General features: G+C 59.7%; 33 protein-coding genes and 1 pseudogene. 15 read left to right on the forward strand and 19 right to left on the reverse strand.

Annotated elements, in window-relative coordinates:
• Positions 1 to 347, reverse strand: a pseudogene (locus tag CBB63_RS10680) (fumarylacetoacetase); the annotation flags it as partial.
• Between the two features lie 99 nt (positions 348 to 446).
• On the opposite strand from CBB63_RS10680, the gene CBB63_RS10685 reads away from it, so the two are divergent.
• A complete protein-coding gene (locus CBB63_RS10685) occupies positions 447 to 893 on the forward strand; it encodes a MarR family winged helix-turn-helix transcriptional regulator (protein WP_132998177.1) in 447 nt (148 codons plus the stop codon).
• Positions 894 to 949: 56 nt separating this feature from the next.
• Here CBB63_RS10685 and CBB63_RS10690 read toward each other — a convergent pair whose 3' ends face one another.
• The 12 genes from CBB63_RS10690 to CBB63_RS10745 form a co-directional block, all read right to left on the reverse strand.
• Positions 950 to 1,759: a division plane positioning ATPase MipZ gene (locus tag CBB63_RS10690; protein ID WP_005849997.1), complete on the reverse strand. Its 810-nt coding sequence runs from the start codon at positions 1,757 to 1,759 to the stop codon at positions 950 to 952.
• Between the two features lie 155 nt (positions 1,760 to 1,914).
• Positions 1,915 to 2,232 (reverse strand): hypothetical protein, encoded by a 318-nt coding sequence (locus CBB63_RS10695; protein WP_286699127.1) that lies wholly within the window; start codon positions 2,230 to 2,232, stop codon positions 1,915 to 1,917.
• Positions 2,233 to 2,437: 205 nt separating this feature from the next.
• On the reverse strand, positions 2,438 to 2,659 hold the full coding sequence (gene rpmE, locus CBB63_RS10700) for a 50S ribosomal protein L31 (protein ID WP_005849993.1): 222 nt from the start codon (positions 2,657 to 2,659) through the stop codon (positions 2,438 to 2,440).
• 11 nt (positions 2,660 to 2,670) lie between these two features.
• Positions 2,671 to 3,054 (reverse strand): 50S ribosomal protein L19, encoded by a 384-nt coding sequence (gene rplS / locus CBB63_RS10705; protein ID WP_009825361.1) that lies wholly within the window; start codon positions 3,052 to 3,054, stop codon positions 2,671 to 2,673.
• Positions 3,055 to 3,289: 235 nt separating this feature from the next.
• Entirely contained in the window at positions 3,290 to 4,249 is a 960-nt protein-coding gene (locus CBB63_RS10710; RefSeq protein ID WP_286699128.1) for a phosphoribosylaminoimidazolesuccinocarboxamide synthase, read from the reverse strand.
• 19 nt (positions 4,250 to 4,268) lie between these two features.
• Positions 4,269 to 5,060, reverse strand: a complete 792-nt coding sequence (gene trmD, locus CBB63_RS10715) for a tRNA (guanosine(37)-N1)-methyltransferase TrmD (protein WP_286699129.1) — start codon at positions 5,058 to 5,060, stop codon at positions 4,269 to 4,271.
• Positions 5,061 to 5,099: 39 nt separating this feature from the next.
• Positions 5,100 to 5,621 (reverse strand): ribosome maturation factor RimM, encoded by a 522-nt coding sequence (rimM, locus tag CBB63_RS10720; RefSeq protein ID WP_286699130.1) that lies wholly within the window; start codon positions 5,619 to 5,621, stop codon positions 5,100 to 5,102.
• Complete coding sequence (locus CBB63_RS10725) at positions 5,618 to 5,767, reverse strand: hypothetical protein (protein ID WP_005849987.1); 150 nt, start codon at positions 5,765 to 5,767, stop codon at positions 5,618 to 5,620. Before CBB63_RS10725 ends, rimM begins: the two co-directional genes overlap by 4 nt.
• A 181-nt stretch (positions 5,768 to 5,948) precedes the next feature.
• Positions 5,949 to 6,335, reverse strand: coding sequence for a 30S ribosomal protein S16 (rpsP, locus tag CBB63_RS10730; protein ID WP_286699131.1), 387 nt, complete (start codon positions 6,333 to 6,335; stop codon positions 5,949 to 5,951).
• A 46-nt stretch (positions 6,336 to 6,381) separates the two neighbouring features.
• Positions 6,382 to 6,678 (reverse strand): chorismate mutase, encoded by a 297-nt coding sequence (locus CBB63_RS10735; RefSeq protein ID WP_005849985.1) that lies wholly within the window; start codon positions 6,676 to 6,678, stop codon positions 6,382 to 6,384.
• Between the two features lie 88 nt (positions 6,679 to 6,766).
• Positions 6,767 to 8,275, reverse strand: coding sequence for a signal recognition particle protein (gene ffh / locus CBB63_RS10740; RefSeq protein ID WP_286699132.1), 1,509 nt, complete (start codon positions 8,273 to 8,275; stop codon positions 6,767 to 6,769).
• A gap of 202 nt (positions 8,276 to 8,477) precedes the next feature.
• On the reverse strand, positions 8,478 to 9,059 hold the full coding sequence (locus CBB63_RS10745; RefSeq protein ID WP_286699133.1) for an FMN-dependent NADH-azoreductase: 582 nt from the start codon (positions 9,057 to 9,059) through the stop codon (positions 8,478 to 8,480).
• Between the two features lie 121 nt (positions 9,060 to 9,180).
• Between CBB63_RS10745 and CBB63_RS10750 the strand changes: the two genes are divergently transcribed.
• The gene (locus CBB63_RS10750; RefSeq protein WP_286699134.1) at positions 9,181 to 10,056 is read left to right on the forward strand and encodes a LysR family transcriptional regulator; all 876 of its coding nucleotides are present in this window, start codon (positions 9,181 to 9,183) and stop codon (positions 10,054 to 10,056) included.
• The gene (locus CBB63_RS10755) at positions 10,056 to 10,946 is read left to right on the forward strand and encodes a DMT family transporter (RefSeq protein ID WP_286699135.1); all 891 of its coding nucleotides are present in this window, start codon (positions 10,056 to 10,058) and stop codon (positions 10,944 to 10,946) included. The genes CBB63_RS10750 and CBB63_RS10755 overlap by 1 nt, the downstream gene beginning before the upstream one ends.
• A 206-nt stretch (positions 10,947 to 11,152) precedes the next feature.
• On the opposite strand, the gene CBB63_RS10760 is transcribed toward CBB63_RS10755, so the two are convergent.
• The gene (locus CBB63_RS10760; protein WP_286699136.1) at positions 11,153 to 11,539 is read right to left on the reverse strand and encodes an ArsR/SmtB family transcription factor; all 387 of its coding nucleotides are present in this window, start codon (positions 11,537 to 11,539) and stop codon (positions 11,153 to 11,155) included.
• Positions 11,540 to 11,790: 251 nt separating this feature from the next.
• Here CBB63_RS10760 and CBB63_RS10765 point away from each other — a divergent pair, with 251 nt between their 5' ends.
• From CBB63_RS10765 to CBB63_RS10785, 5 genes are all read left to right on the forward strand, one after another.
• The gene (locus tag CBB63_RS10765; RefSeq protein WP_005849975.1) at positions 11,791 to 12,120 is read left to right on the forward strand and encodes an AtpZ/AtpI family protein; all 330 of its coding nucleotides are present in this window, start codon (positions 11,791 to 11,793) and stop codon (positions 12,118 to 12,120) included.
• A gap of 1 nt (position 12,121) precedes the next feature.
• Positions 12,122 to 12,880 carry a F0F1 ATP synthase subunit A gene (locus CBB63_RS10770; protein ID WP_286699137.1) on the forward strand — a complete coding sequence of 253 codons (759 nt, stop codon included), beginning with the start codon at positions 12,122 to 12,124 and terminating at the stop codon, positions 12,878 to 12,880.
• 61 nt (positions 12,881 to 12,941) lie between these two features.
• Positions 12,942 to 13,178, forward strand: coding sequence for a F0F1 ATP synthase subunit C (locus CBB63_RS10775; protein ID WP_005849971.1), 237 nt, complete (start codon positions 12,942 to 12,944; stop codon positions 13,176 to 13,178).
• A gap of 86 nt (positions 13,179 to 13,264) precedes the next feature.
• Positions 13,265 to 13,816: a F0F1 ATP synthase subunit B' gene (locus CBB63_RS10780; protein WP_286699138.1), complete on the forward strand. Its 552-nt coding sequence runs from the start codon at positions 13,265 to 13,267 to the stop codon at positions 13,814 to 13,816.
• A 3-nt stretch (positions 13,817 to 13,819) separates the two neighbouring features.
• Positions 13,820 to 14,380: a F0F1 ATP synthase subunit B gene (locus CBB63_RS10785; RefSeq protein ID WP_009825351.1), complete on the forward strand. Its 561-nt coding sequence runs from the start codon at positions 13,820 to 13,822 to the stop codon at positions 14,378 to 14,380.
• Between the two features lie 58 nt (positions 14,381 to 14,438).
• Here the strand turns inward: CBB63_RS10785 and CBB63_RS10790 are convergent, their stop codons facing one another.
• A complete protein-coding gene (locus CBB63_RS10790) occupies positions 14,439 to 15,206 on the reverse strand; it encodes an FCD domain-containing protein (RefSeq protein WP_286699139.1) in 768 nt (255 codons plus the stop codon).
• A gap of 607 nt (positions 15,207 to 15,813) precedes the next feature.
• On the opposite strand from CBB63_RS10790, the gene smc reads away from it, so the two are divergent.
• Positions 15,814 to 19,269, forward strand: coding sequence for a chromosome segregation protein SMC (gene smc / locus CBB63_RS10800; protein ID WP_286699141.1), 3,456 nt, complete (start codon positions 15,814 to 15,816; stop codon positions 19,267 to 19,269).
• A gap of 11 nt (positions 19,270 to 19,280) precedes the next feature.
• On the opposite strand, the gene CBB63_RS10805 is transcribed toward smc, so the two are convergent.
• On the reverse strand, positions 19,281 to 20,255 hold the full coding sequence (locus tag CBB63_RS10805; protein WP_286699142.1) for a glutathione S-transferase family protein: 975 nt from the start codon (positions 20,253 to 20,255) through the stop codon (positions 19,281 to 19,283).
• A 174-nt stretch (positions 20,256 to 20,429) separates the two neighbouring features.
• Here CBB63_RS10805 and CBB63_RS10810 point away from each other — a divergent pair, with 174 nt between their 5' ends.
• The gene (locus CBB63_RS10810) at positions 20,430 to 20,789 is read left to right on the forward strand and encodes a hypothetical protein (RefSeq protein ID WP_286699143.1); all 360 of its coding nucleotides are present in this window, start codon (positions 20,430 to 20,432) and stop codon (positions 20,787 to 20,789) included.
• A gap of 2 nt (positions 20,790 to 20,791) precedes the next feature.
• Here CBB63_RS10810 and CBB63_RS10815 read toward each other — a convergent pair whose 3' ends face one another.
• Entirely contained in the window at positions 20,792 to 21,961 is a 1,170-nt protein-coding gene (locus CBB63_RS10815; protein ID WP_286699144.1) for a MalY/PatB family protein, read from the reverse strand.
• 99 nt (positions 21,962 to 22,060) lie between these two features.
• Here CBB63_RS10815 and def (CBB63_RS10820) point away from each other — a divergent pair, with 99 nt between their 5' ends.
• The 5 genes from def (CBB63_RS10820) to CBB63_RS10840 all read left to right on the forward strand — a co-directional run bounded on the left by def (CBB63_RS10820) (position 22,061) and on the right by CBB63_RS10840 (position 24,725).
• Entirely contained in the window at positions 22,061 to 22,579 is a 519-nt protein-coding gene (gene def / locus CBB63_RS10820; RefSeq protein WP_286699145.1) for a peptide deformylase, read from the forward strand.
• Positions 22,576 to 23,043, forward strand: coding sequence for a peptide deformylase (gene def / locus CBB63_RS10825; protein ID WP_286699146.1), 468 nt, complete (start codon positions 22,576 to 22,578; stop codon positions 23,041 to 23,043). The genes def (CBB63_RS10820) and def (CBB63_RS10825) overlap by 4 nt, the downstream gene beginning before the upstream one ends.
• Positions 23,040 to 23,537, forward strand: a complete 498-nt coding sequence (def, locus tag CBB63_RS10830; RefSeq protein ID WP_286699147.1) for a peptide deformylase — start codon at positions 23,040 to 23,042, stop codon at positions 23,535 to 23,537. The genes def (CBB63_RS10825) and def (CBB63_RS10830) overlap by 4 nt, the downstream gene beginning before the upstream one ends.
• A 30-nt stretch (positions 23,538 to 23,567) precedes the next feature.
• On the forward strand, positions 23,568 to 24,482 hold the full coding sequence (gene fmt / locus CBB63_RS10835) for a methionyl-tRNA formyltransferase (RefSeq protein WP_286699148.1): 915 nt from the start codon (positions 23,568 to 23,570) through the stop codon (positions 24,480 to 24,482).
• Positions 24,483 to 24,485: 3 nt separating this feature from the next.
• Complete coding sequence (locus CBB63_RS10840) at positions 24,486 to 24,725, forward strand: hypothetical protein (RefSeq protein WP_005849950.1); 240 nt, start codon at positions 24,486 to 24,488, stop codon at positions 24,723 to 24,725.
• 2 nt (positions 24,726 to 24,727) lie between these two features.
• On the opposite strand, the gene CBB63_RS10845 is transcribed toward CBB63_RS10840, so the two are convergent.
• Both CBB63_RS10845 and rnhA read right to left on the reverse strand, forming a co-directional pair.
• The gene (locus tag CBB63_RS10845; RefSeq protein WP_286699149.1) at positions 24,728 to 25,351 is read right to left on the reverse strand and encodes a trimeric intracellular cation channel family protein; all 624 of its coding nucleotides are present in this window, start codon (positions 25,349 to 25,351) and stop codon (positions 24,728 to 24,730) included.
• Positions 25,348 to 25,803 (reverse strand): ribonuclease HI, encoded by a 456-nt coding sequence (gene rnhA / locus CBB63_RS10850; RefSeq protein WP_286699150.1) that lies wholly within the window; start codon positions 25,801 to 25,803, stop codon positions 25,348 to 25,350. The genes CBB63_RS10845 and rnhA overlap by 4 nt, the downstream gene beginning before the upstream one ends.
• Between the last annotated feature and the right edge of the window lie 10 nt (positions 25,804 to 25,813).

The raw sequence follows: 25,813 nt of genomic DNA on the forward strand, positions 1-25,813 counted from the left end.
ATGTGCAGGCGGATGTCAGCCATGGGGACAAGATGCGGGGCGACCTTGGCCTGGTCGGGGCTGCCGGTTGCCAGCAGGTCGGTCAGGCGCGCACGCAGCGTGGCCCATGCGTCGGGGCCCAGATCCATGACGTCATTCCAATAGGGCACATCGAAGACAGGATCGAAGTGGAGCAGGATCAGATCTTCGGCCTCTACCGCGGCCATGTCGAGCACCATATCCCCGATCGCCACGCCGCAGCGCGGTTCGAGCGTGTCGGTGGAAAACACACCGTAAGGCAGGTTGTTGAGCGGGAAGTCGGTGTCGGCGCTGTTCGCGCTTTCAACCCAAGAGGTGAGCAGTGTCATCGGTGTTCCTTGCGTGTCGCAGCGGGTGCGGGAAAGCTACCTTGCAAAATCTGCTTCGTTGGTAATAGTCCTTTGTGTAACTAACAAGCGATTGCCCTGATGCCAGACCAGAATTTCGAGCTGACCCATTTCCTGCCTTACCTTCTAAACCAGGCAGCGGAAGCGAGCAGTCTGGCGTTTCAGCGCACCTATAAAGATCGCTACGGGATGCTGCGGACCGAGTGGCGGGTGCTGTTTCATCTGGGGCTTTATGGCGAGATGACGGCCAGCGATATCGGGCAGCGGGCGAATATGCATAAGACCAAGATCAGCCGTGCGGTGCAAAAGTTGACAGAGCGACGCTTTGTGACGCGGCTGCGCGGGGATCAGGACCGGCGGACCGAGATGCTGTCCCTGACGACACAGGGTCGCGCGGCCTATGAGCATCTTTACGAGGTGGCAAAGGCCTATGACGCGCGTCTGACGGCGGATTTAACGGCGGCGGAGCGGGAGACGCTGAAGCGGTTGCTGGTGAAGCTGGCGGCGGGACAGGGCAGCGCGGGCTGACGGCGAGCTGTCGGGTGCCAGAGGGCGACGGGGGGCACATGCCCCCGCACGCAGGTTCAAAAGTTGATATCGACGCCGGGTAGGTCCAGCGCTTTCATCAGGTCGCGTAGCTCTTGCCGCGCCGCGACATTCGAGATGTTCAGCTGCTTGACGCCGATATCCTTGAGGTCGAGCAGGGTCAGGCCACGGGGGAAGAGCTCGCGGAAGATGACGCGTTCGTTAAAACCGGGGGCAATGCGGAACCCGATGCGTTTGCTCAGGTTGGCGATGGCGCGTTCCATCTTGTCCTTGTTCACCATGCGCTGCGCGCCCATGCGGTTGCGCACGACGATCCAGTCGATCGGGGCAAGGCCCGCTTGGGCCCGCAACTGCCGCGCGTTCCAGACCATTTCGGAATAGACGGAAGGGCCGGTGATCTTGTCGCCCATAGCGTCGGTGCGCGCCAGCAGATCGAAATCGATAAAGCTGTCGTTCAGCGGCGTGATCAGCGTGTCGGCCAGCGAATGCGCCACCTGGCTGAGACGGGTGTGGGACCCCGGGCAGTCGATCAAGATGAAATCGGACGTCGGTTCAAGCTCTGCCACGGCGGCGCTGAGGCGGTGGTCGTAGATGTTTTCGCCGGGCTGCAGGCTGCTTGCTTCGATCTCTGGCAATTCGTGCATCTCGGGCGAGGGGAGATCGAGCTCGGCACTGGCGAGGAAGGATTTACGGTTGTCGACATAGCGCCCGAAGGTGCGTTGGCGCAGGTCCAGATCCAGCACGCTGGTCTTATGCCCCATCCGTGCAAGGGCTGTCGCCACATGCATCGAAACGGTGGATTTCCCCGCCCCGCCTTTTTCATTCCCGACGACGATGATATGCGCCATTGCCTTTTGTCCCTTTCACTCCCCGTTTTTATCGGGGTCACATTGGGAAAAACCATATGGCAGCGATGGCGCTTTTGAAAGCGTTTGTGGCTCTAGATTGTGGTTATTGTTGCGAAATTCACCCGCTGGAACGCGCCGCGCAGGGGCAGTGCCTGCTAGCCCGATCGGCGCAGCGGCGGGGTGTGTGCGCCCATGGCGCCGGTGTCGATCGCGACGGCGGTATCCTGGGGCGCATCCAGATGGGCGCGGCAATCGGCGGCGATCTGGGTCAGCGCATCATGGGGCCCGTGCAGACGTTCCAGCGCGCCAGCAAGCACCAGCGCCTGCGCATAGCTGCCACGGGCGACCAGATCGCGGGCTGCGGTCAAATCCTCGACCGGGAGGGGGGCGGGATCAGCCTGCGCGCGCGGGGCCTTGCCGCTGTTGGCACCGCGAGCCGGTCGGGGTGGGGTAGAGAGCGGGAAAGCGGGCATCAGCGAACCTTTCGTGGAGGGCTGAGAGGACTATGGGCCGTAGTTGCTTTCTAAAACCTAAACAGCCGCCGCTTTGTTCCGTAAAATGTGACCTGACCCTTGGGCAAGGACACGATGTCGCGCCTCGGGTTAAGTCGCAGTCGTGAAACGAAAAATGGCGCGCCCGCGAGGGCACGCCATTTCTGAATTCCGCAATGGAAAGGGTTTAGAAGCCCAGACCTGCGTATTTGTTTTTGAACTTGGACACGCGGCCGCCGGTGTCCATCAGGCGGGATGTGCCGCCGTTCCATGCAGGGTGCACGGAGGGGTCAATATCCAGCGCCAGTTGGTCGCCTTCTTTGCCGTAGGTCGATTTCATTTCCACAACGGTGCCATCTGTCATTTTGACGTTGATGGTGTGGTAATCGGGGTGTGTATCGGCTTTCATGACAGCTCTCCTTACGCGTTCGCGCCAGATTTTGGCTTGTAGTGTACGTTTTCAACGATACGTGCCGACTTACCACGACGCGAGCGCAGGTAGTACAGTTTCGCACGACGCACACGGCCACGACGGACAACGGTGATGCTTTCGATGTTGGTGGAGTGCAGCGGGAATACGCGCTCTACGCCTTCACCAAAGGAAATCTTGCGCACGGTGAACGAACCGGCAATGCCGTGGCCGTTGTTGCGTGCAATGCAGACGCCTTCGTAGTTCTGAACGCGGGTACGTGTACCTTCGGTCACTTTAAAGCCCACGCGGATGGTGTCACCGGCGCGGAAGTCAGGGATTTCTTTCCCCAGTTCGGCGATTTGTTCCGCCTCGATCTCAGCAATCAGGTTCATCTGATCGTCTCCTATGAATGCTCGCGGTTAGTCCACGAAGTTTTGTGCGATCCAATAGCTTCGGTCTGTCTGGCGGGCCCGCCGTGGCGTCCCATCGAAGGTAGGGTCAACTTTGCTTGTCATCTGCGGATGCAGAAAAGACTGGAGCCGCACGTGCGCGATTCCAGACTTGCGCGTCGTATAGGCGGGATGCCCCTTCAGATCAAGAGCGTATCACCCGTACACGCGCATGTTTTCAGCCGGTGAAATAGGGGCGCAGATTGTGCCGCACGCGGTCCAGTACGGTGTCGCCCTCCAGATCGGGGACGAAACGTTGGCCGGTAATCGCCTCGAACGCGTCGATATAGACTTGCGAGGTGGCGGCGATCAGGTCGGCGGGGATTTCGGGGATGTCATCGTGATAGGGGTCGCAGCGGGCATCGACCCAGGACCGGATCACATCCTTGTCGAAGGACGGCGGGCGTGTGCCGTTTTCCAGCGCGGCGTCATAGCCTTCGGCGAGCCAGAACCGCGAGCTGTCGGGGGTGTGGATTTCATCGGCCAGCAAGATATTGCCCTGCGCATCGGTGCCGAATTCATATTTTGTGTCCACGAGGATCAGCCCGTTTTTCGCCGCCATTTCCTGACCGCGGGCAAAGAGCTTCAGGGCGATGTCGCTGATCTGGTCCCATTGCGCCTGGGTCAACAGCCCTTGGTCCACGATCTCTTGGGCGGTCAGCGGAGCATCGTGGCCGCCGTCGAATTCCTTGGAGGTGGGGGTGATGATCGGCGCGGGCAGCGCCTGATTGTCGCGCAGGCCATCGGGGAAGCGGTGGCCGTACATCTCCCGTTCACCTTTCTTGTATAGCGTCAGCACCGATGTCCCTGTGGAGCCGGCAAGATAGCCGCGCACGACGATCTCTACGGGCAGGATGGTCAGATGCTTGCCGATCACCACATTGGGGTCGGGGTAGTGGAGCACGTGGTTGGGGCAGATGTCGGAGGTGTTGTCGAACCAGAACCGCGCGGTCTGGGTCAACACCTGACCCTTGAACGGAATGGAGGTGAGGATACGGTCAAAAGCCGAAATACGGTCAGAAGAAATCAGGATGCGCCGGTCGTCGGGCAGGTCGTAGCAGTCACGCACCTTGCCGAAATAGGGGTTCGGCAGCTCATCAATGCGGGCGTGATCAAGGGTGCGGGTCAGGTCTGTCATGGTCTGCCTTCCGTGGGGGTCACTTCTTGGACGTATATGTCGCCCACATGTCGGGGCGTCGTTGTTCTGTCAGGGTTTCTGACTGGGCCTGCCGCCATTTGGCAATTTCGCCATGGTTGCCGGACATGAGAACCGGCGGAATGGGGCGGTCTTTCCATTCGGCGGGGCGGGTGTATTGCGGGTGTTCCAGAAGGCCGGAGGAATGGCTTTCCTCGACCACGCTGTCGGCGTTGCCCAAGACACCGGGCAAGAGGCGCACGGTGGCGTCGATCATGGCTTGCGCAGCCAACTCTCCGCCGGTCATGACAAAATCGCCAAGGGAGACTTCGGTGATGCCGTAATGGTCGATCACACGCTCGTCGACGCCCTCGAAACGGCCACAGAGGATGGTCACGCCGGAGCAGGTGGCCAGATCCTGCGCCATCGCCTGGTCAAACCGCCGTCCGCGCGGAGACATATAGAGGATGGGCCAGCGTCCGGCGGCACCGGCCATCGCATCTTCGATCGCGGGGCCGACGACATCGGCGCGCATGACCATACCTGCGCCGCCGCCCGCGGGGGTGTCGTCAACATTGCGGTGTTTGCCTACGCCGTAGCCGCGCAGATCATGGGTGCGCAGCTGCCATGTGCCTTCTTGCAGGGCGCGGCCCGTCAGGCTGGCNCCCAGCACACCGGGGAACAGTTCGGGGAANAGGGTCACGATCTCGGCCCGCCAGACGCCNGCGTAATCGGGNGTGTCCTGCATCAGCTCGCGCGGCTTGAACGTCGGACGGACAGATTGNCGCCCGTGGGAGCGTGAAGGGGNGCTCATGTGATCGCGGCCTGTGTCATGCGGGCCTTTCGTACGGGCTTAGACGTCTTTTGCATCGGGCAGGATGCCCTCGGGCGGGTCGGCGATGATGCGGCCCGTGGCCAGATCGACCGTGGGCACCGCCGCCTTGGTGAAGGGCAGGAACACGGTCTGCGCGCTGCCCGCAAGCTGCGTTTCCAGCAGATCGTCAGCGCCGTGGTTCTGGACGGTCTTGACCTTGCCGATCAGCGTGCCGCCGGTGTCATAGACCTCTAGCCCGATCAGGTCGGTGTGGTAGAATTCATCGTCGGGCAGCGACGGCAGCTGGTCGCGCTGCGCAAACAGCACGGTGCCGCGCAAGGCGTCGGCCTCTTCTTTGGAGGTGACATCGGTGATGCGCGCGACAAAGCCGTTNTTGACCGGACGCACCAGCGCGAGGTTGAANCTGCGCGTGCCATCCTCGCTNGAGAGCGGGCTGTAGCTTTCGATATCTTCGGGCACCGCGCAGTAGCTTTTGATCCGCAGTTCCCCNCGGACACCATATGCGCCAGAGATCGCGCCCACCGAAATTTTATCGCTCACTGCAAAAGCTCCGAGTTTAAGCAAATTGTACCGGTCCACTGACCCTCGCCCGCACGGCATTCCGATTTCATCAGGGTGCGTTCGAACCAGATGCCGATGGCGACACCGATGCCGAGGATGAGAAGAAGGCGCAAAAGACGAAACATTGTCAGCTTCCAATCTGGTCCAGGGGCGGGGCGCANGGGACCGATGAGAGCGGGCCGCTGCGGCGGGACGTGTCATTTCGTGTACCACGTACATCGGACAGGCTGCACGCGCAAAGATGCGGGCTGTCGGATATACCTGAAATCCCCGGCGCGGCAGGAACCGCGCCGGGGGATGTGCCGATTATTCTTCGGCGGCGTCTTCTGCAGGTGCAGCAGCGGCTTCGGCAGCAGCGGCGGCCTTGGCTGCTTTCTCTTCAACGCGCTCTTGNGCTTTCTTGCCGGGGGTACCCTTCTTGGGGTTGTTCCGCTCGGTTTTCTCTTTCACNCCAGCGGCTTCCAGCATGCGTGCAACACGGTCGGTTGGCTGCGCGCCCTGGCTGATCCAGTATTGAACGCGCTCGACGTCCATTTTCACGCGCTCTTCGCTGTCTTTCGCCAGCAGCGGGTTGTAGGTGCCCAGCTTNTCNATGAAGCGGCCGTCACGTGGCATGCGGCTGTCCGCTGCAACGATGCGGTAGAAGGGGCGCTTTTTGGAGCCGCCACGGGCGAGACGAATTTTCATGGACATAGGTAGTTTCCTTTAGTTGAGACTGGGGTCAGGGACGCGCCCGGACCTATGATTGGTGTTGTTTGTGGTGCTGAATGACTTCAGCGATGATGAAGTTCAGAAACTTCTTGGCGAATTCGGGATCGAGGTCAGCCTCTTTCGCCAAATCTTCGAGCCGCTTGATCTGGTTCGCTTCGCGGTCCGGATCAGAGGGGGGAAGGTCGTGTTCGGCTTTGAGTTTCCCCACAGCCTGCGTGTGTTTGAACCGCTCGCCCAGAGTATAGACCAGGATCGCGTCCAGACGGTCGATGGAGGCGCGGTGTTCTTTCAGAACCTCGGCGGCGCGGGTGACNGGATCGGTCATGCGNCGGCTCCTTTNACGGCGAAGGNNAGGGCGCGTTGCACGGGCAGGNGCCTCCGGCGGGAGTTTATCTGGCAAAATGAAGCGCGGATCATTTCTTTTTCCCGAAACCGGAGAGGCCGCCGGGCAGNCCNNNNCCGCCNCCNATNCCGCCCAGACCACCAGGCAGTTTGCCGCCCATCTGTTTGGCCGCGGCTTCCAGCGCCTTGGGGTCCATCTGGGACGGGTCCATGCCGCCGGGCATGCCGCCTTTGCCCATCATGCCCTTCATGGCTTGTTTGAGCATGCCGCCCTTGCCCATTTTGCCCATCTTTTTCATCATATCGCCCATCTGGCGGTGCATTTTCATGAGCTTGTTGAGTTCGGACACTTCCATGCCTGCGCCTTTGGCGATGCGCTTTTTGCGGCTGGCTTGAAGCAGCGCGGGGTTGGCGCGCTCTTTCTTGGTCATGGATTGGATCAGGGCGATCTGGCGTTTGAGGATCTTGTCATCAAAACCTGCGTCTTCGACCTGTTTCGCCATTTTGCCCATGCCGGGCATCATGCCCATCATGCCTTGCATCCCGCCCATCTTGAGCATCTGTTCAAGCTGCATTTTCAGGTCGTTCATGTTGAACTGACCTTTGGCCATGCGCTTCATCATCTTTTCGGCTTGTTCAGCCTCGATGGTTTCTTGCGCTTTCTCGACCAGGGCGACGATATCGCCCATGCCAAGGATACGGCCCGCGATGCGTTCGGGTTCGAAGGTTTCCAGCGCATCCATCTTTTCGCCCAAGCCGACGAATTTGATGGGTTTGCCGGTGACGGCGCGCATCGACAGCGCAGCACCGCCGCGGCCGTCGCCGTCCATACGGGTCAGCACGACGCCGGAGATGCCAATGCGGTCGTTGAAATTTTCCGCGGTTTGCACGGCGTCCTGGCCGGTGAGACCATCGACGACCAGCAGGGTTTCACGGGGGTTGGCGACATCGCGCACCGCTTCGACCTGGCGCATCAGCTCTTCGTCGATGGAGAGGCGGCCCGCGGTGTCGAGCATATAGACGTCGTAGCCNCCCATCGATGCCTGCGTCTTTGCGCGTTTGGCAATCTGGACGGGGTTTTCGCCTTTGACGATGGGCAGCGTATCGACGCCGATCTGCACNCCGAGGATCGCCAGCTGTTCCATCGCCGCAGGGCGGTTCACGTCGAGCGAGGCCATCAGCACGCGCTTGCCGTCGCGGTCTTTCAGACGTTTGGCGAGCTTGGCCGTGGTCGTGGTTTTACCGGAGCCTTGCAGACCGACCATCANGATCGGGGCGGGGGGGCTGTCNATTTTCAGCGCGCCGGGTTCGCCTTCGCCTTTCAGCGTGTCGATCAGCGCGTCGTGGACGATCTTGACGACCTGCTGGCCGGGGGTGATCGATTTGGTGACGGCCTGACCGGTGGCCTTGTCCTGCACCGCTTTGACGAAATCACGCGCGACGGGCAGGGAAACNTCGGCCTCGAGGAGGGCGACGCGGACTTCGCGCAGGGCGGTTTTCACATCCTCTTCCGAGAGGGCACCCTGTTTGGTGAGACGGTCAAAGACGCCGGAGAGGCGTTCGGAAAGATTCTCAAACATGGGCCATGGCCCCCTTCNATCGGTTGCGGTGCCCCTCAGATAGGATGCCCGCGTTGAATACGCAAATGCCCCCACGGGCGTAACACGCTGGTGGGGGGCGATCTCTGGCCGCGCCAGAGACCGGAAGACATGGTGCTTCCGGAGATTGCGGATCGTTTAGGCGAGCGGCGGGTCTGAGTCAACCCGCCGCGCCGCCCGAGGATTATGCTGCCTTGAGCGCATCCACAGCTTCGTTCGCGCGGGCGATGGTGCCTTCGGCATCTGTTGCCAGCGCGTCGGCGGCCACGATGGTCACGTCGGTCATNCCCATGAAGCCCAGAACNGCCTTGAGNTAGCCGGTGTTGAANTCCGCCTCGGACCCNGCGGGCACGCCACCGGAGGCCATCGCCACGATCACGCGCTTGCCTTTGACCAGACCTTCGGGGCCGTTTTCGGTATAGCGGAAGGTAACGCCGACACGGGCGACCAGATCGATCCACGCCTTCAGCGACGCGGGCACGCTGAAGTTATAGATGGGCGCGCCGATGACNATTGTGTCGGCGGCCAGAAGCTCTGCGACGAGCTTGTCGGATTCNACCAGCGCTTCGCTTTGNTCGGGNGTGCGGTCTGTCTCGGGGGTGGCGCGGGCGATGGCCCATGTNTCNGTGATCTGGGGCAGGGGTTCNNNNGCNAGNTCNCGNACGGTTACATCANNGNCGCCCAGTTGNGNGATGATCCGGTCGGTGAGGCCGCGGGTCACAGAGCTGGTGGTGTTNGCAGAGGAATCGATACGCAAGATAGACATGGGAGGATATCCTTTNGTGTTAACTTTCTTNCCTNTACATGANCCTTGCNCNTNNGAACGCAACTGGCGAAACTGCAGGTGATGTGTTCGATAATGCACAGTGGAAGGCGAGGGGCCGAGAATGGACAATTGGGAAGAAATCAAGACGGCCTATCAGGTGGCGCGCATGGGCACNGTCAGTGGCGCGGCCGAGGTTCTGGGNGTCCATCATGCGACGGTGATCCGCCATGTGGATGCGCTGGAACGACGGTTGTCGGTAAAGCTATTCCAACGGCANGCGCGCGGCTACAAGACGACGGAGGCNGGCGAGGATCTGCTGCGTGTGGCCTCTGCCACGGATGACCAGTTCAGCCAGCTTGCCAGTCGCATCAAGGGGCGCGGCGAAGCGGTGTCGGGCGAGCTGGTCGTGACCTCTCTGATGGAGCTTTCAAGCTGGATGACNCCNTTGTTGGTCGCGTTCCAGAGGGAAAACCCNGATGTGACCCTGCGCTTTCTGACCGGGGAGNGATTGTTCCGGCTGGAGTATGGCGAGGCGCATATCGCGATCCGCGCGGGGCAGGTGCCCGAGCAGCCGGACAANGTNGTGCAGCCTTTCTATCAGTTCCAGATGGGGCTGTTCGCGCATAAGGACTATATCGCGGCCTTCGGGATGCCGTCGGGGGTCGAGGAGTATGGCAACCATCGGTTTGTCGGCCATGATGACGCGCAGATGCGTGCNCCCTTCTTCAAATGGATGCGNGAGGTGGTGCCNGCNCATGCGATCTCCTTCCGCGGTCTCCATGCAGACGCGCTCCGCGTTGCGGTGCTGGANGCGGCGGGGATCGGGTTTGTCGATCTGATCGAGGGGCGCGCCAACCCCGATCTGGTCGAGGTGCACCCGCATCTGCCGGAATGGGATTCGATGCTGTGGCTGGTCACCCATGTTGATCTGCACCGCACGCCCAANGTGCAGGCCTTGCTGTCGTACCTGAAAAAAGCCGTNAANACGGGGCTGTGATGCGNTCTGATCTGCAGGGGCATCTGGCGATGCTGGCATTTTCGGCGCTGGTGGCGGGGTCGTTTTCGCTTGGGTCGCTGTCGGCCAATCTGATCTCGCCCACGGCGTTGAATGCGGCGCGGTTCGTGATCGCGGGCATGGTGATTGCCGTGGCGGTCGCTGCGACGACGGGTGTGCCGACAGGGGCCACGCGCGCGCCTTGGCGCTATCTGGTGCTTGGGGGGCTTTTCGCGGTCTATTTCGTGCTGATGTTTGAAGGGTTGAAGACCGCGCGTCCCGTCAGTGCGGCGGCGGTGTTTACGCTGACGCCGGTGATTGCAGCGGGGTTTGGGTGGCTCTTGTTGCGGCAGGTGACCACAGGGCGGATGGCGCTGGCGCTGGCCATCGGTGCGGTCGGCGCGCTTTGGGTAATTTTTCGCGCGGATCTGGCCGCGCTGCGGCGGTTCGAGCTCGGGTATGGCGAAGCGGTGTATTTCGTCGGCTGCGTAAGCCATGCGCTTTATACGCCGATGGTGCGCAAGCTGAACCGCGGAGAGCCGGCGGTGGTGTTCACCTTGGGCACGCTGATCGCCGGTGGTGTGTTGCTGTTTATCTATGGCTGGCGCGATGTACTGGGGACGGANTGGACCGCGCTGCCCGCGATTGTNTGGATCACCATCCTCTACGTCGCGATCGCTGCGTCTGCCGCGACTTTTGTGTTGCTGCAATTNGCNTCCCTGCGGCTGCCGTCGGCCAAGGTGATGGCCTATACNTATCTNACGCCCAGCTGGGTTATTCTGTGGGAAGTCGCATTGGGCAATGGCGCACCCGGCCCGCTTGTTTTCGGGGGCGTNGGGCTGACGATTGTNGCGCTGTATCTGCTGTTGCGGGACGATACCAAAGCGGTTTGATCAAAAGGGCGGGAACCGATCNGACATATCCAGCGTTAAGATNACATAAAGTTTATAAAGGGACTATTCTAATGCGTAGCATTATTTATCTGATCGGTTTGATTGTTGTTGTTCTGGCGATCCTGCGCTTTGCGTTCGGCGTCATTTAATAACATCAAGTTTGGCCCTTCTGTGTAAAACCTCGTCGCAGGAGGGCCAATATTTATCTACTCTTCNNACGTCCCCGGATCATTCTGCGCCGCATCCGCATCCCCTGACGTNTCGCGTATTTCGGCGGCCAGAAACCTTTCAAAATCATCAAGATTGATCGGGTCATATTGACCNAAGCCCTGCATCCACACGGACGGGGCCTTNAGNGCNGCNGGCTCNAGCTTGCACCATTTGAGCCGCCCGCGCTTTTCCTGCACGATCAGACCTGCACGTTCCAGCACCGACAGATGTTTCGATATCGCAGCGAGCGAAATGCCGAAGGGGTCGGCGACGTCTGTGACGGCCATATCATCCTCAAGAAGCATCGCCAGAATGGCGCGCCGCGTCGGATCGGCGAGCGCGGCAAAAATCGCGTCGAGCTGTGTGGCGGGCGGTTGGGGCACGGCTGTCTGGATGTCCTTGATGCGCGGGNNGGGGCGGTTCTTATGAGGTAGCGGAAACCACGCTTAACCAAAAGGTTGAATATGATTGNCGCGNGAATTTGCAAGGNGTGCGGNNAGTTTGCACCTGAATANGAACNGCGGNTCAGCGTAAAANCTTTTGATTACAGTNNCTTGGGTGNTCGGCTAACAGAGTTGACTCTNAAGCGGTGTGAAAGTAGCTACTGCGCAACACATCCAACAGGGATTTTGGCGTGACCGATCCGGACCAACAGCAGCGGCTAAAGCAGCTTGAGGCAAAGATCGAAGCAGCCAAACGGGCGCAGGCTCCAAAACCCCGGGCGGATGAACATTATTCCCAGGCATCGCTGGCCTGGCGGATGGTGATCGAACTTTGCGCCGGTCTGGGGATCGGTTTTGGCATCGGATACTCGTTGGATTGGTTCTTAGGAACGCTCCCGATTTTCATGGTGCTGTTTGTAATGCTGGGCCTTGCGGCAGGGGTGAAGACGATGCTCCGCTCCGCGCAGGAAATCCAGGAAAAGAAGATGGCCGATGTGGCCGATGAAGAAAAAGGGCCCTGACATGGCGGCAGAAGCACACGGCGAAGAAACAGGCGGTTTGGCTTTTCACCCGATGGATCAGTTCATCGTCAAGCCATTCTTTGGCGACGGCGCTGTATCCTGGTACACGATCACCAACGCAACAGTCTGGATGGCCGTTGCCGTTCTGGCGATCTTTGCGCTGCTGGTTCTGGGCACCTCCAAACGGTCGGTTATCCCGTCGCGCATGCAGTCGGTCGCTGANCTGGCCTATGGCTTCATCTACAAGATGGTCGAGGATATCTGCGGTAAAGAAGGGGTGAAATACTTCCCCTACATCATGACCCTGTTCATGTTTATCGTCTTCTCGAACTTNCTGGGCCTGCTGCCGATGGCGTTTACCCCGACATCGCATATNTCGGTCACCGCCGTGATGGCNTTTGCCGTGTTCTTCGGTGTGACTATTCTGGGNTTCGTCAAGAACGGCGCATCGTTCCTGAGCCTGTTCTGGGTCAGCAGCGCGCCCCTGGCACTGCGTCCGGTTCTGGCCGTGATCGAGCTGATCTCGTACTTTGTACGTCCGGTCAGCCACTCTATCCGTCTTGCGGGTAACATGATGGCGGGTCACGCCGTGATCAAGGTTTTCGCGGGCTTCGCGGCACTTGCTGCCATCGCCCCCTTCTCGGTTCTTGCGATCACGGCGATGTATGGTCTCGAGGTGTTGGTTTCCTTCATCCAGGCATATGTTTTCGCGATCCTCACATGCGTTTATCTGAAAGACGCATTGCACCCGCACCACTAACACCAAGGCGGGATATTCCCGCCTGACCAATCACCAAAATTCCATTGTAAGGAGAAATGACATGGAAGGCGAACTCGCACAAATGGGCCAATTCATTGGCGCAGGTCTGACAGCATTCGGCATGGGTGGCGCAGCCATCGGTGTGGGCAACGTTGCAGGCAACTACCTGGCTGGCGCACTGCGCAACCCATCTGCTGCTGCTGGTCAAACAGCAACTCTGTTCATCGGCATCGCCTTTGCAGAAGCCCTGGGGATCTTCTCGTTCCTCGTCGCTCTGCTGCTGATGTTCGCTGTCTAAGCTTAAGACACCTACGTCCTTACGCTTCGGGCAGTGCGCTATGGCGCGCTGCCCGAAAGACTTCCACGCTTTGACAGGAGCCCGCTATGGCGACGGAACCGATTATTACGGAAATCGCTGGCACATGCGTCAACGAATTTGGCAGCGCCATTGGTATGCCACAGCTTTGCATTGATTGGTTCGGCAACCAGATTTTCTGGCTTATCGTCGCTCTGGTCGCAATTTACTTTATTCTGTCGCGCGTTGCCCTGCCACGCATCGGCGCTGTTCTGGCGGAGCGCCAGGGCACCATCACCAATGATATCGCCGCCGCCGAAGACCTGAAGGTCAAAGCGACGGAAGCAGAGGCCGCTTACGANAAAGCCTTGATCGACGCCCGTGCAGAAGCACAGCAGATCATCGCCGCCGCGAAAGCCGATATTCAGGCCGATCTGGACAAGGCGATTGCCAAGGCAGACGCCGAGATCGCCGCCAAATCTGCCGAGTCCGAAAAAGCGATCAGCGAAATCCGCGCCTCCGCGATGGAGAACGTTGAAGCTGTCGCCAAAGACACAGCCGAGGCAATCGTCGCCGCCGTCGGTGGCTCTGCTGACGCGAAAACAATTTCCGCGGCCGTCGATGCCCGGATGAAAGGATAAGCCATGCGTTTGACCTTCTCAGCCCTCATCGCCGGTCTGGTCGCCTCCCCTGCTTTTGCAGCTGGTGAGGTGTTCTTTTCGCTGCGCAATACGGACTTTATCGTCCTGCTGGCTTTCCTGCTTTTCGTCGGTGTTTTGATCTATTTCAAAGTGCCAAAGATGATGGGCAGCATGCTCGACAGCCGCGCCGAAGGCATCAAGTCCGAACTGGACGAAGCCCGTGCGCTGCGTGAAGAAGCGCAGACGCTTCTTGCCAGCTACGAACGCAAGCAGCAGGAAGTGAAAGAGCAAGCGGACCGTATCGTGACATCGGCCAAGGCCGAAGCGAACGAAGCCGCGGATCAGGCACGTGCCGACCTGGAGAAATCCATCGCGCGCCGTATGGCCGCCGCTGAAGAGCAGATCGACTCCGCTCAGGCTGCTGCCGTTAAAGAAGTTCGCGATCAAGCTGTTGTTGTGGCCATTGCCGCTGCCAAGGATGTTATCGCCAAGAAGATGACAGCCGCGGAAGGCAATGCGTTGATCGACAGTGCAATTGCAGAAGTCGACACAAAGCTTCATTAAGTTTTAACGAACTGACTTTAAAAGGCCTCGGTATTGACCGGGGCCTTTTTATGCTGGGCTAGGTGTTTGTCTCGTGTTGAAGACGTTGTCGCGCGACATCTTCATTACGCTCGGCCTTTTGATGATCGCGCAGGGCGTTCTCGACATAGGTCAGATGCGCCTCTACCGCGGCTTGTGCCGCGGCGGGATCACGTGCCTGTAATGCGTCGTTGATGGCGCGGTGTTGATCCAGCAGGGCGGTGCGCGTTGTGCGCTGTTTGAACATGACTTCGCGATTGTAGAACACGCCGCCACGCAGCAGATCATACATCGACCGCATCATATGCAGCATGACGACGTTATGGCTCNCCNCTGTGATCGCCNTGTGAAACTGCGCGTCAAGTTGCGCTTCGTCATCTGCGTTACGCTTCTGGTGTGCGGCTTCCATCTTGTCGAAAACCGCCTGAATGACCCCAAGGTCGGTGTCAGAACCAAGCCGCGCGGCCCGTTCGGCTGCCAGCCCTTCCATGTCGCGGCGGAACGAAAGATAGTCGAACACNGCTTCGTCGTGGCGTGCAAAAAGCTCTGTCAGGGCAGGGGAGAACGCGCTGCCGAGCACATCGGCGACATAGACCCCGGCGCCGGGCTTTGCGGTCAGCAATCCGCTGGCCTGAAGCTGGGCAATAGCATCCCGGAGCGAGGGGCGCGAAACGGCCAGACGCTCTGCCAACTCACGCTCTGCGGGTAGCCGTTCGCCNGGCCGNAGAATGCCACGCAGGATTAACTGTTCGACCTGCCGTACGACAGCGGCTGACAGTTTTTCGGAGGCGATAGGCTGAAAGGGCATTGGCGTTTCCTTGGATTGGTCAAATTATATGACCGGAGGGGCGGGGCGGCAACGCGANTGTTTTNTGCNNAATNTTGGNCCGCATTAACACTCGCTTANGGTGCCGCGCGTTAGATGGGCTCATGATGAGAGATACGCGATTCCTTACCGTCTTGCTGTGCGCCTTGGTGATGGTGTTTGTCACGGGCTGCAACATGCCGAGCGCGCATTTCAGTGGCCTGCCTGCCACCGCCATAACGGTGGACGGTTCTGACTTTGACGTCCGCGTTAACGGCAATCAGGCTGAAGCGATACGCACCAATATGGAATACGCCCCCCGTTTCGGCCCAATCCGCGACCGTGCGGCGCGGGCGATGGCGCAGGTCAGCGGGTGCGAGGTCACGCATGTCGCGGGGGATCAAGCGCTTGCCNTCGGAAAGCTGGACTGCGGATGAGGGGCAGNACCGTCAAACAACCATAGCGAAAGGGANACGCGATAACAGACATAGAATAACAATATCTTGTGGATAAGGCGGCTACTTCCCGCTCTACCTAGCGGGGTCGCGTTGACTCTAAACCCGATGATCCGCAATTCTGGCTATCCATAAGAATCAGGCGGGCACGAACATTGCGGTTTTCCAAACTCAGGCTGACAGGCTTTAAAAGCTTTGTAGACCCCACTGATCTGATCATCTCGGATGGTCTAACCGGCGTTGTTGGCCCGAATGGTTGCGGCAAGTCCAACCTGCTTGAAGCGCTCCGTTGGGTGATGGGCGAAAACCGTCCGACCGCTATGCGCGGTGGCGGTATGGAAGATGTGATTTTCGCNGGCGCGTCCTCTCGTCCGGCCAAGAACTTCGCCGAAGTCGCGTTGCATATCGACAACTCCGAACGTCTCGCGCCGGCTGGGTTTAACGACGGTGATAGCATCGAAATCATCCGGCGGATCACCCGTGATGTCGGTAGCGCCTANAAGGCGGCTGGAAAGGATGTGCGCGCGCGCGATGTGCAAATGCTGTTTGCCGACGCATCAACGGGAGCCCATTCGCCAGCGTTGGTACGTCAAGGCCAGATTTCGGAACTGATCAACGCCAAACCGAAGAACCGGCGCCGTATNCTTGAAGAAGCCGCNGGTATTTCGGGGCTTTATGCCCGCCGTCACGAGGCTGAACTGAAGCTGAATGGTACCGAAGCNAACCTNGCGCGCGTNGANGATGTGGTTGAACAGCTTGCNGGTCAGCTTTCGCAATTGGCGCGCCAGGCCCGTCAGGCTGCGCGTTATCGCGATATCGGGGATGCCCTGCGCCGGACCGAAGGGGTGCTGCTGTATCGGCGCTGGCGCGTGGCNGAGGATGCTCGTCAAACGACGNCCGAAGCGCTGCGCAGCCAGATGGCCGTCGCCGCCGAGGCGGAAAAAGCCGTGCGTCAGGCCACTGTGGCACGGCAAAAAGCGGAAGAGGCTTTGCCGCCCCTGCGTGAGGAAGAAGCGATCGCGGCCGCTATCGTGCAGCGGCTTGGTGTACAGCGCGATACCTTGAGCGATCAGGAAAACCGCGCCCGGGCCGCGATTGACGCGTTGACCAAGCGCATCGCGCAGTTGACCCGTGATCTGGATCGCGAAGGTGAGCTAAACCGCGACGCCGAAGAAACGATCACGCGGTTGGAGCGGGAAGAACGTGACCTATCGGATGCGGGCGAGGGCCATGAAGCTGCGGTCGCGGAGGCGGCAGAGCGCGCGAAAGAGGCCGCCGGCGTGCTAGAGAAACAGGAAGCNGATCTGTCNAAGCTGACCGAGGATGTCGCCCGTTTGGTCGCGCGTCACAGCTCTGCCGAACGTTTGCTGAACGATCACCGCAAGACGCTTCAACGATCGGAAGCGGAAGCGGATAAAGCGCGTGCCGCCGTAGCGCAGAGTGCCGCCGCACTCGAGAAAGCAAACGCCGATTTCAGCGCCGCTCAAGCTGCAGAGACACAGGCGCATGCGGNCTCTGTCGCTGCCGAGGAAGCCTTGCAAAAGGCGGAAGAGGACCGCGCTGCCACCCAAAGTCGCGAGGCAGATGCCCGTGCCGAACGGTCAGAGGCCGAGGGCGAGCTGAACGCCATTCGCGCCGAAGCAGGCGCGCTGGCGAAGCTGGTAGAGCGTGACACCGCCGAGGGTGGTCAAATTCTGGACCGCCTGCAGGTCGAGCACGGGTTTGAAAAAGCGCTTGGTGCTGCCCTGGCCGATGATCTGCGCGCCCCGGATGTCGATGCNGACGGNCCCTCGGGGTGGGCATATTTACCTGCCTATTCAACGGTCCAGCCGCTACCCGAGGGGATCACCCCGCTGACGGCGCATGTCTCGGTGCCTGACGTTCTGAANCGCCGGATGAGCCAGATTGGTCTGGTCGACGCGGACGACGGCACGCGGCTTCAACCGCTGCTGCTGCCGGGCCAGCGTCTCGTCTCNCCAGAGGGCGATTTGTGGCGGTGGGATGGTTTCCGGGCGTGGGCGGAGGATGCGCCCTCGGCCGCNGCGCTTCGTTTGCANCAAATTAACCGTTTAGAGGTACTCAAGCAGGGGCTAGAGCAAACGAATCAACGGGCAGAGGCTGCGCGTGATGCACATGAAACATTGCAAAAGCTTCTGCTCGCTCAGGCAGANGCAGACAAAAATGCGCGGGCGCTGCGGCGCGATGCAGACCGTNCTGTTGCGGATGCAGGNCGGGCCCTAAGCCGGGCTGAGGCGGATCGGAACCTGGCGGAGAGCCGGTTGGACAGTTTGGGATTGGCCGTCGCCCGCCACGAGGAAGAGGCGATCGAGGGTCGACGTTTGGTGACGGAGGCAGAGAATGCGCTTGCCGCGCTTGACGACGTCTCAAGTGCCCGCGCCGATGTGGAGATGTTGCGACAGACCGTTGAAGGCGCGCGCATCGCGATGATGACGAGGCGTTCTGCGCTGAACGAACTGCGTCGCGAGGGCACCGCGCGCGAGAGACGTGCCCAGGATGTCGCCAAGGAATTGGGCGGCTGGCGGAACCGCNTGGACACGGCGGGAAAACGCAGCGCCGAGCTTCTTGAACGCAAAGAAGCGTCNGAAAGAGAGTTGACCGAAGCGAGCTCTGCCCCCGGAGAGATCGCGGCGAAACGTGAAGAGTTGACGGGCGCAATTTCTGCGGCAGAGACCCGCANGCAGGCGGCCAGCNCANAGTTGTCTACCGGGGAAGCCGATTTGCGNGATACGACATTGGCTGAGCGTGACGCAGAGCGCTTGGCGTCGGAGGCGCGCGAGGCGCGGGCGCGGGCAGAGGCGCGCGCGGATGCGGCGAAGGAAACGGTGGCCCTTGCCGCAGAACGCATTGATGAAGAACGTGACACGACCCCCGAAGCGCTGGCAGAGACNCTTGAGATCAATGCTGATGAGATGTCCGATGTCGANGTTCTTGAAAACCAGCTGAGCCGTTTGAAGGGACAGCGCGAAGCCTTGGGTGCTGTGAACTTGCGTGCCGAGGAAGACGCGAAAGAGGTTCAGGCGGAACACGACACTNTGGTTGGCGAAAAGGCGGATTTGACCGAGGCGATCCGGACATTGCGCAGCGGTATCGCGAGCCTGAACAAAGAAGGCCGTGAACGCTTGCTGACCGCATTCGAAGAGGTGAACAGCAATTTCTCTATGCTGTTTAAACATCTTTTTAACGGTGGTGAGGCCAANCTTGTGATGGTNGAATCNGACGATCCNCTGGAGGCGGGGTTGGAGATTATGTGNCANCCGCCGGGCAANAAGCTTAGCACGCTTAGCCTATTGTCGGGGGGCGAACAGACCTTGACCGCGATGGCGCTGATTTTTGCAGTGTTCCTTGCGAACCCTGCGCCGATTTGTGTGTTGGACGAGGTCGACGCGCCTTTGGATGATGCGAATGTGACGCGCTTTTGTGACCTGTTGGACGAGATGTGCCGACAGACTGACACGCGCTTTTTGATCATCACGCACCATGCTGTCACCATGGCGCGAATGGATCGGCTGTTCGGCGTCACCATGGCGGAACAGGGCGTCAGCCAGCTGGTCTCTGTCGATTTGAAGAAGGCAGAAACGCTGGTGGCCTAACGCCCNTGTCCCTAATCGCGCNCATGTGGGGCGNTGAAATCGACCGTCGGNTTAATCGGGATGATCTGATNCGGGTTCACCGTGGTCTGACTGAAATGGTAGTGCCGAACAATGTGATCNAAATGCACGGTCTCGGCGATATCAGCGTGTTGATANAGTTGCCGNGTATAGGNCCAAAGGTTCGGGTAATCGGTNAGNCGCTTATGGTTGCACTTGAAATGGGTGTGATACACGAGGTCAAAGCGCGCGAGGGTCGTGAACAGNCGCCAGTCGGCCTCGGTCAACTTGTNGCCGGCGAGGAACCGGTTGTTTTCGAGGATGCTTTCTAGCCACGTCAAACTGTCAAAAAGCGGATNGACCGCGTCGTCATAGGCGTCTTGGGACGTCGCGAACCCGGCCTTGTAGACGCCATTGTTAACGGTCTCGTAAACGCGTTCGTTGATGTCGGCGATTTGTTCGCGCAGNTCAGTCGGCCAATANTCATCAGTATTGCCGGTGATTTCATTAAACGCACTGTTGAACATGCGAATGATCTCGGCCGATTCGTTCGATACGATCGTGTTCTGCGCCTTGTCCCAAAGCACAGGCACCGTGACGCGGCCTGTGAAATTTGGATCGGCTTTGATATAAATGTCACGCAAAAAGTCACTGCCAAAGAGGGTGTCTCCGGTCGCGCCTTNGAAATCTGTTGCGAAAGTCCAGCCGTCTTCCATCATNTCGGGGTGTACGACCGACACGCTGATATGGTCGGTAAGGTCTTTCAGCGCGCGGAAAATCAGTGCGCGATGTGCCCAAGGGCAGGCATAGCTGACGTAGAGNTGATACCGCCCTGATTGTGCCTGAAAGCCTGATTTTCCTGACGGGCCCGCGCTGCCGTCCGCTGTGACCCAGTTGCGAAATTTGGAGGTGGAGCGTTCAAACTTACCTCCGGTAGACTCCGTATCGTACCATTTATCGCGCCATTCTCCGTCGATCAGCAGTCCCATACACNACTCCTTTACTTGTTNGTGTTCAAGGTAAGTTCAGACGGGCGAAAGGCCATAGCACGCGACGCACAGGGGGGCTGCGTTGATGCACGTCGAATAAATTCTTGGGGCGCACTTGATTTTGAATCCCAGCACGTCACGCTTCATGTTGGAAGCCTTTGGAGGGAGGAAACTGTGGAAGCCATANTGCCGAAAGACATTCAGGCCGGGCTGGATGCCGCACGGGTGGATAGCCTGCGAAAATCGTCACGTTTGCGGGTACACGCGGACGGGGTGGAGCATAAGGTCCTNCGTTATTGGGACACNGGCTTCTCGCTTGATGCGCAGACGGCACCGCAGTTGCGCGGTCGGGTCGATTTATTCGATGGCGCGGCTCATCTGTTTCAATGTTTGATCGTCGCGGTAGAGCAAGAAGGCGGCGAAATGCTGTTTGATTTCAAACGTGCGACCCGTGTCGCGAAGTCTGCGGCGCTGGATTTCGAACGGGCTGCAGATGCGCCGGCGGGCTTGATCACCGTCGACGCACCGCATTGATTTTATTGCAGGTCTTTGAATGCCTCGCGCAGACGGTTGCAGGCTTCTTCTACCCGGGCGCGCGGGGTGGCGATGTTGAACCGCAGGAAGCTTTCCCCGCCCTTGCCAAAAGTTGGCCCGTGGTTTGCAGCAATCCCAGCGGAGTTTTCGACCCGTTGGGTGAACTCTGATCTGTCCATTCCGGTCCCGCTGAAATCGACCCAAGCAAGGTAGGTTGATTGAAGCGACATGGATTGAAGCCCGGGAATGTCCTGAATCGCGGCGTCAAAGATCTGCCGGTTGCCGTCCAGATAGCTGACCAGATCATCAACCCATGCGGCCCCTTCCGGCGAATAGGCTGCGGACGCCATAAACAGACCGAAGGAGTTTGGCGAAAGCCCCATCGCTGCAACGCGCGCCGCAAAGGTTTCGCGGAGCTTCGGATCGGGGATGATCACGTTGCCGGAGTGGGAACCGGCAATGTTAAAGGTTTTGGTTGTCGCGGTCATCATGACCAACCGATCAGCCACGCCATCGATCAGGGCCATTGGGATGTGTGTATGACCAGGCATCACCAGATCATGGTGAATCTCGTCCGAGACGAGGACAAGGTCATGGCGTTTGGCAAAGGCTGCGACCTGTTCTAACTCTGACCGGGACCAAACACGCCCGCCCGGATTATGGGGGGAACAGAACACCAGCATCGTCTCGTTGCCAGTCATCTGCGCATCATAGGCATCGAAATCGAGCGTATACTGGCCGCCTTCTATCGCCATTTCGCATTCGACCACCTGCCGCCCTGCGGCGGAGATCACACGCGCAAAGGCGTGGTAAACCGGTGTGAACAGGACAACTCCGTCCCCGGCCTTGGTGAAGGCGTCGACACACATCGCGGTTCCGTTAACCAGGCCGTGCGTGGTGAAAATCCACTCGGGTGCGACTTTCCAGCCATGTCGATGCTCCATCCACCATTGGATGGCACCCAGATATTTGCTGTCATCGCCGAAGTAGCCATAGACGCCATGGTCCAACATATCTTGCAGCGCGGTTTGAACCACCTGAGGCGGGCGGAAATCCATATCCGCAACCCACATGGCAATGCCCGTATCCGCGGGGACGCCGTAGATCGGCTCCATCTTGTCCCATTTCGCGCAATGGGTGCCACGCCGGTCGATGATTTCGTCAAAGCTCATGGGGTTCTCCTGTCAGATTTGGCCGACACGCTAAACCTAATCGACCAGACCGCAAGCCCCGAGGTTGCAGCGGCGCAGGTGTTGGCCTAAATCAACCAAATGATACGCAATATTTTACTACACCCTGACCCGCGGCTGAAAAAGCCATGCGCCCCCGTGACCGATATGACGGACGAGNTGCGCAGCTTGGCTGATGATATGCTCGCCACGATGTATGACGCGCCGGGGATCGGTCTTGCGGCCCCCCAGATCGGGGTGATGAACCGCTTGATCGTCATGGATTGCGTAAAGGAAGAGGGGGAGGCGCCGCGACCGCTGGTGATGTTCAACCCCGAAATCATCGCCGCCTCGGACGCGCTGAACACCTATGAAGAAGGGTGTTTGTCGATCCCCGAGCAGTTTGCCGATGTGACGCGCCCCGCAGATGTGGACGTGCGCTGGATCGATATCGANGGGAACGANCAGACCGAGACCTTTACCAAACTATGGGCGACCTGCGTGCAGCACGAGATCGACCATCTGGATGGCAAGCTTTTTATCGATTATCTCAAACCGATGAANCGCCAGATGATCACGCGCAAAATGACCAAGCTGAAACGCGAACTGGCGCGCGGATGAGCGTGTTGGACATCGTGACCTGGCCTGACGCGCGGCTGACAGCTGTGTGCGCCCCCGTCGCCACGCGCACGCCCGAGATCGACCAGCTGATCGCTGACATGTTCGACACGATGTATGCCGCGCCCGGTCGCGGGTTGGCGGCCCCGCAGGTTGGCCGGACCGAGCGTATTTTCGTTTTCGATGCGGGCTGGAAGGAAGGCACCCCGACGCCTGTCGCCTGTATCAATCCGCAGATTGTCAGCCTGTCTGACACCCGCGCGATTGGCGAAGAGGGATGTTTGTCGATCCCCGGCGTGCCGATGGATATTGCCCGCGCNACNGAGGTTACCTTGCGNTGGACGGATGCTGATGGCACCCACGAACGAAAGTTTACCGGCGCAGAGGCCGTGATCGTGCAGCATGAATANGACCACCTTGATGGCATCGTCATTTATGACCGTGTCGCGCAGGAGCAAAGCCAATGACCGTTCGTCGCATNNTTCCGTGGCCGCANGCCTGTTTNNGGACNCCNGCCGCNCAAGTGGCAGAAATCAATGATGAAATTCGTGCGCTCTGGGACGACATGATCGACACGATGGACGCGATGCCGGGGGTCGGGCTGGCCGCACCACAGATCGGGGTGTCGCTGCAGGTCGCCGTTGTCGATGCCTCGCAAGCGCGGGATAAACGGATCCGTTTGGCAAACCCTGTCGTCATCGACGCGTCGGCGATNATGAATGAATACGAAGAGGCGAGCCCGAATTTGCCCGGAATATCGGCCAAGATCCGGCGTCCACGTGGTGTGAAAGTGCGGTATCTTGACGAGCAGGGCGCGACAGTGACGCGCGATTTCGTCGGGTTGGANGCGACCAGCGTNCAGCATCAGATCGACCATCTTGCCGGAAAAATGTTTGTCGACAATCTGAGTAAAACGCGCCGTGATATGCTGCTGCGCAAGGCGCGCAAGTACAAGGGCTGANTGCCTCTACGGTTTGAAGGGAAGTGTTCGATGCGTGTTATCTTTATGGGAACACCTGATTTTTCAGTGCCAGTGTTGGATGCGTTGGTCTTGGCNGGCCACGAAATCGCCGCCGTCTATTGCCAGCCGCCGCGCCCTGCAGGGCGAGGCAAAAAGGACCGCCCCAGCCCGGTTCAGCAACGGGCAGAGGCTTTGGGGTTATTGGTACGTCACCCCGTTTCGTTNAAAACCGCCGAAGCGCAGGCGGAGTTTGCAGCGCTCGNCGCGGATGTNGCTGTTGTTGTGGCCTATGGTCTGATNTTGCCCCAAGCCGTTCTGGATGCGCCGAAATCCGGGTGCCTGAATATCCACGCGAGTTTGTTGCCCCGATGGCGGGGTGCCGCGCCGATCCATCGGGCGATCATGGCGGGCGACGTTGAAACGGGTGTGTGCATCATGCAGATGGAGGCGGGGCTGGACACGGGGCCCGTGCTGTTGCGCGCCGCGACGCCGATCCGCACCACCGAGACGACGATCGAACTGCATGACCGACTAAGCGCCATGGGCGCCGAGTTGATCGTGGAAGCACTTCGGCATCTGCCTGACCTGCAACCGGAACCGCAGCCCGAAGAGGGCGTGACCTATGCCAGNAAAATTGACAAGGCCGAGGCGCGGATCGATTGGTCGCGCCCCGCAACAGAGGTGGACCGGCAAATCAGGGGATTGTCGCCGTTTCCTGGTGCATGGTTCGATCTGGACGGCNCGCGGGTGAAGGTGCTGGCATCGAAGCTTGCCGAGGGCGAGGGTGCAGCGGGCGAGGTTCTGGATGACACTCTGCGCGTCGGTTGCGGGGAGGGTGCGGTTCAGCTGATCCGCTTGCAACGGGCGGGGAAAGCGGCGCAAGATGCGCAGACGTTCCAGCGTGGTGCGCAGATTGCTGCGGGCACAGTTCTAAGCAAAGGGTAAATCATGCTTCCGACGCTTATTGGCACGGTTGTGATCGCGGGGCTTGTCGGCTTTTTCGCCGAAAAGTCAGGCTTTACCCGCAACGGCTATCTTGCCTCGATCATCATCTGCGTGGGCGGCGCTTTTCTGTTTTATTTCGTGCGGTTGATGTTCGGCTTCGGGTTTAACTCGGCTGGCATGAACGCCATCGCGTCCTCTATCGGGGCGCTGATCATCGTGCCGTTTCACTGGCGTCGAAAGTAACGTTACACCCGCGGCGGGCGGCTTTTGTACACGGGTAGGTGCCATCCGAAATACAGCGATCCGGCACGCAAAATCCACGTCATACAGGCACCGGCAAACAGCGCCAGTGCATCATCGCCCGGAATGCTACGGATGATGACAGCGGTTGCAGCACCGGCGAAAGCGGCGGTGACATAAAGTTCACCCTGTTGCAGGACAAGCGGGACTTCTCCCACGACAACATCGCGCATCAATCCGCCCATGCAGCCGGTGATCATCCCCATCAGCACCACGACCACAGCGGATTGATCAAGCGAGATCGCCACGCCCGTACCCGCAGCAACCGCCACGGCGAGTGCTACGGAATCGAGCCATAGCAGCGCGCGATAGCGGCTTTCGAGAAGATGCGCGGTAAAGAAAACCACCATCGCGGCAGTGACGCCCACGGCGAGATGGGTGGGGTTCGCAATCCAGAAAATCGGGTTTCGATCCAGCAACAGGTCGCGCAGTGTGCCGCCGCCCAAGGCCGTGAGACAGGCGATAAAGGCGAAGCCTACAAGGTCAAGTTGGGCGCGGCTGGCGACCAGCGCCCCCGTAATCGCAAAGACCAGAACGGAGGCATATTCCAGCAGGGTGATCAGGCTCATTTGGTTTTGAACGGGGCCATGCCCGCCCGCGCCAGTTCATCGGCGCGCTCGTTCTCGGGATGGCCAGCGTGGCCTTTGACCCATTCCCAGGTGACCTGATGCCGCGCATTTGCCGCATCCAGCCGCTGCCAAAGCTCCGCGTTTTTGACGGGCTTTTTAGCGGCATTCTTCCAGCCGTTTTTCTTCCAGCCGTAGATCCAGCCGGTGATGCCATTTTTGACATAGTTGCTGTCGGTGACGATNGTGATCTCGGTCGGGCGGGCCAGCGCNTCGAGCGCGCTGATGGCGGCCATCAGNTCCATCCGGTTGTTGGTGGTGGCGGGTTCGCCGCCTTTCAACTCGCGNTCCTTAACGATCTTGTCGCCATCCATCGCCCGCATCAGGGCACCCCAGCCACCGGGGCCGGGATTGCCGGAACAGGCACCATCAGTATATGCAATCAGCTTGGTCATGGGGCTGCCT

It is taken from the genome of Sulfitobacter sp. TMED3, assembly GCF_002167505.1.
In the GTDB taxonomy this organism is placed as follows: Bacteria; Pseudomonadota; Alphaproteobacteria; order Rhodobacterales; family Rhodobacteraceae; genus Sulfitobacter; species Sulfitobacter pontiacus.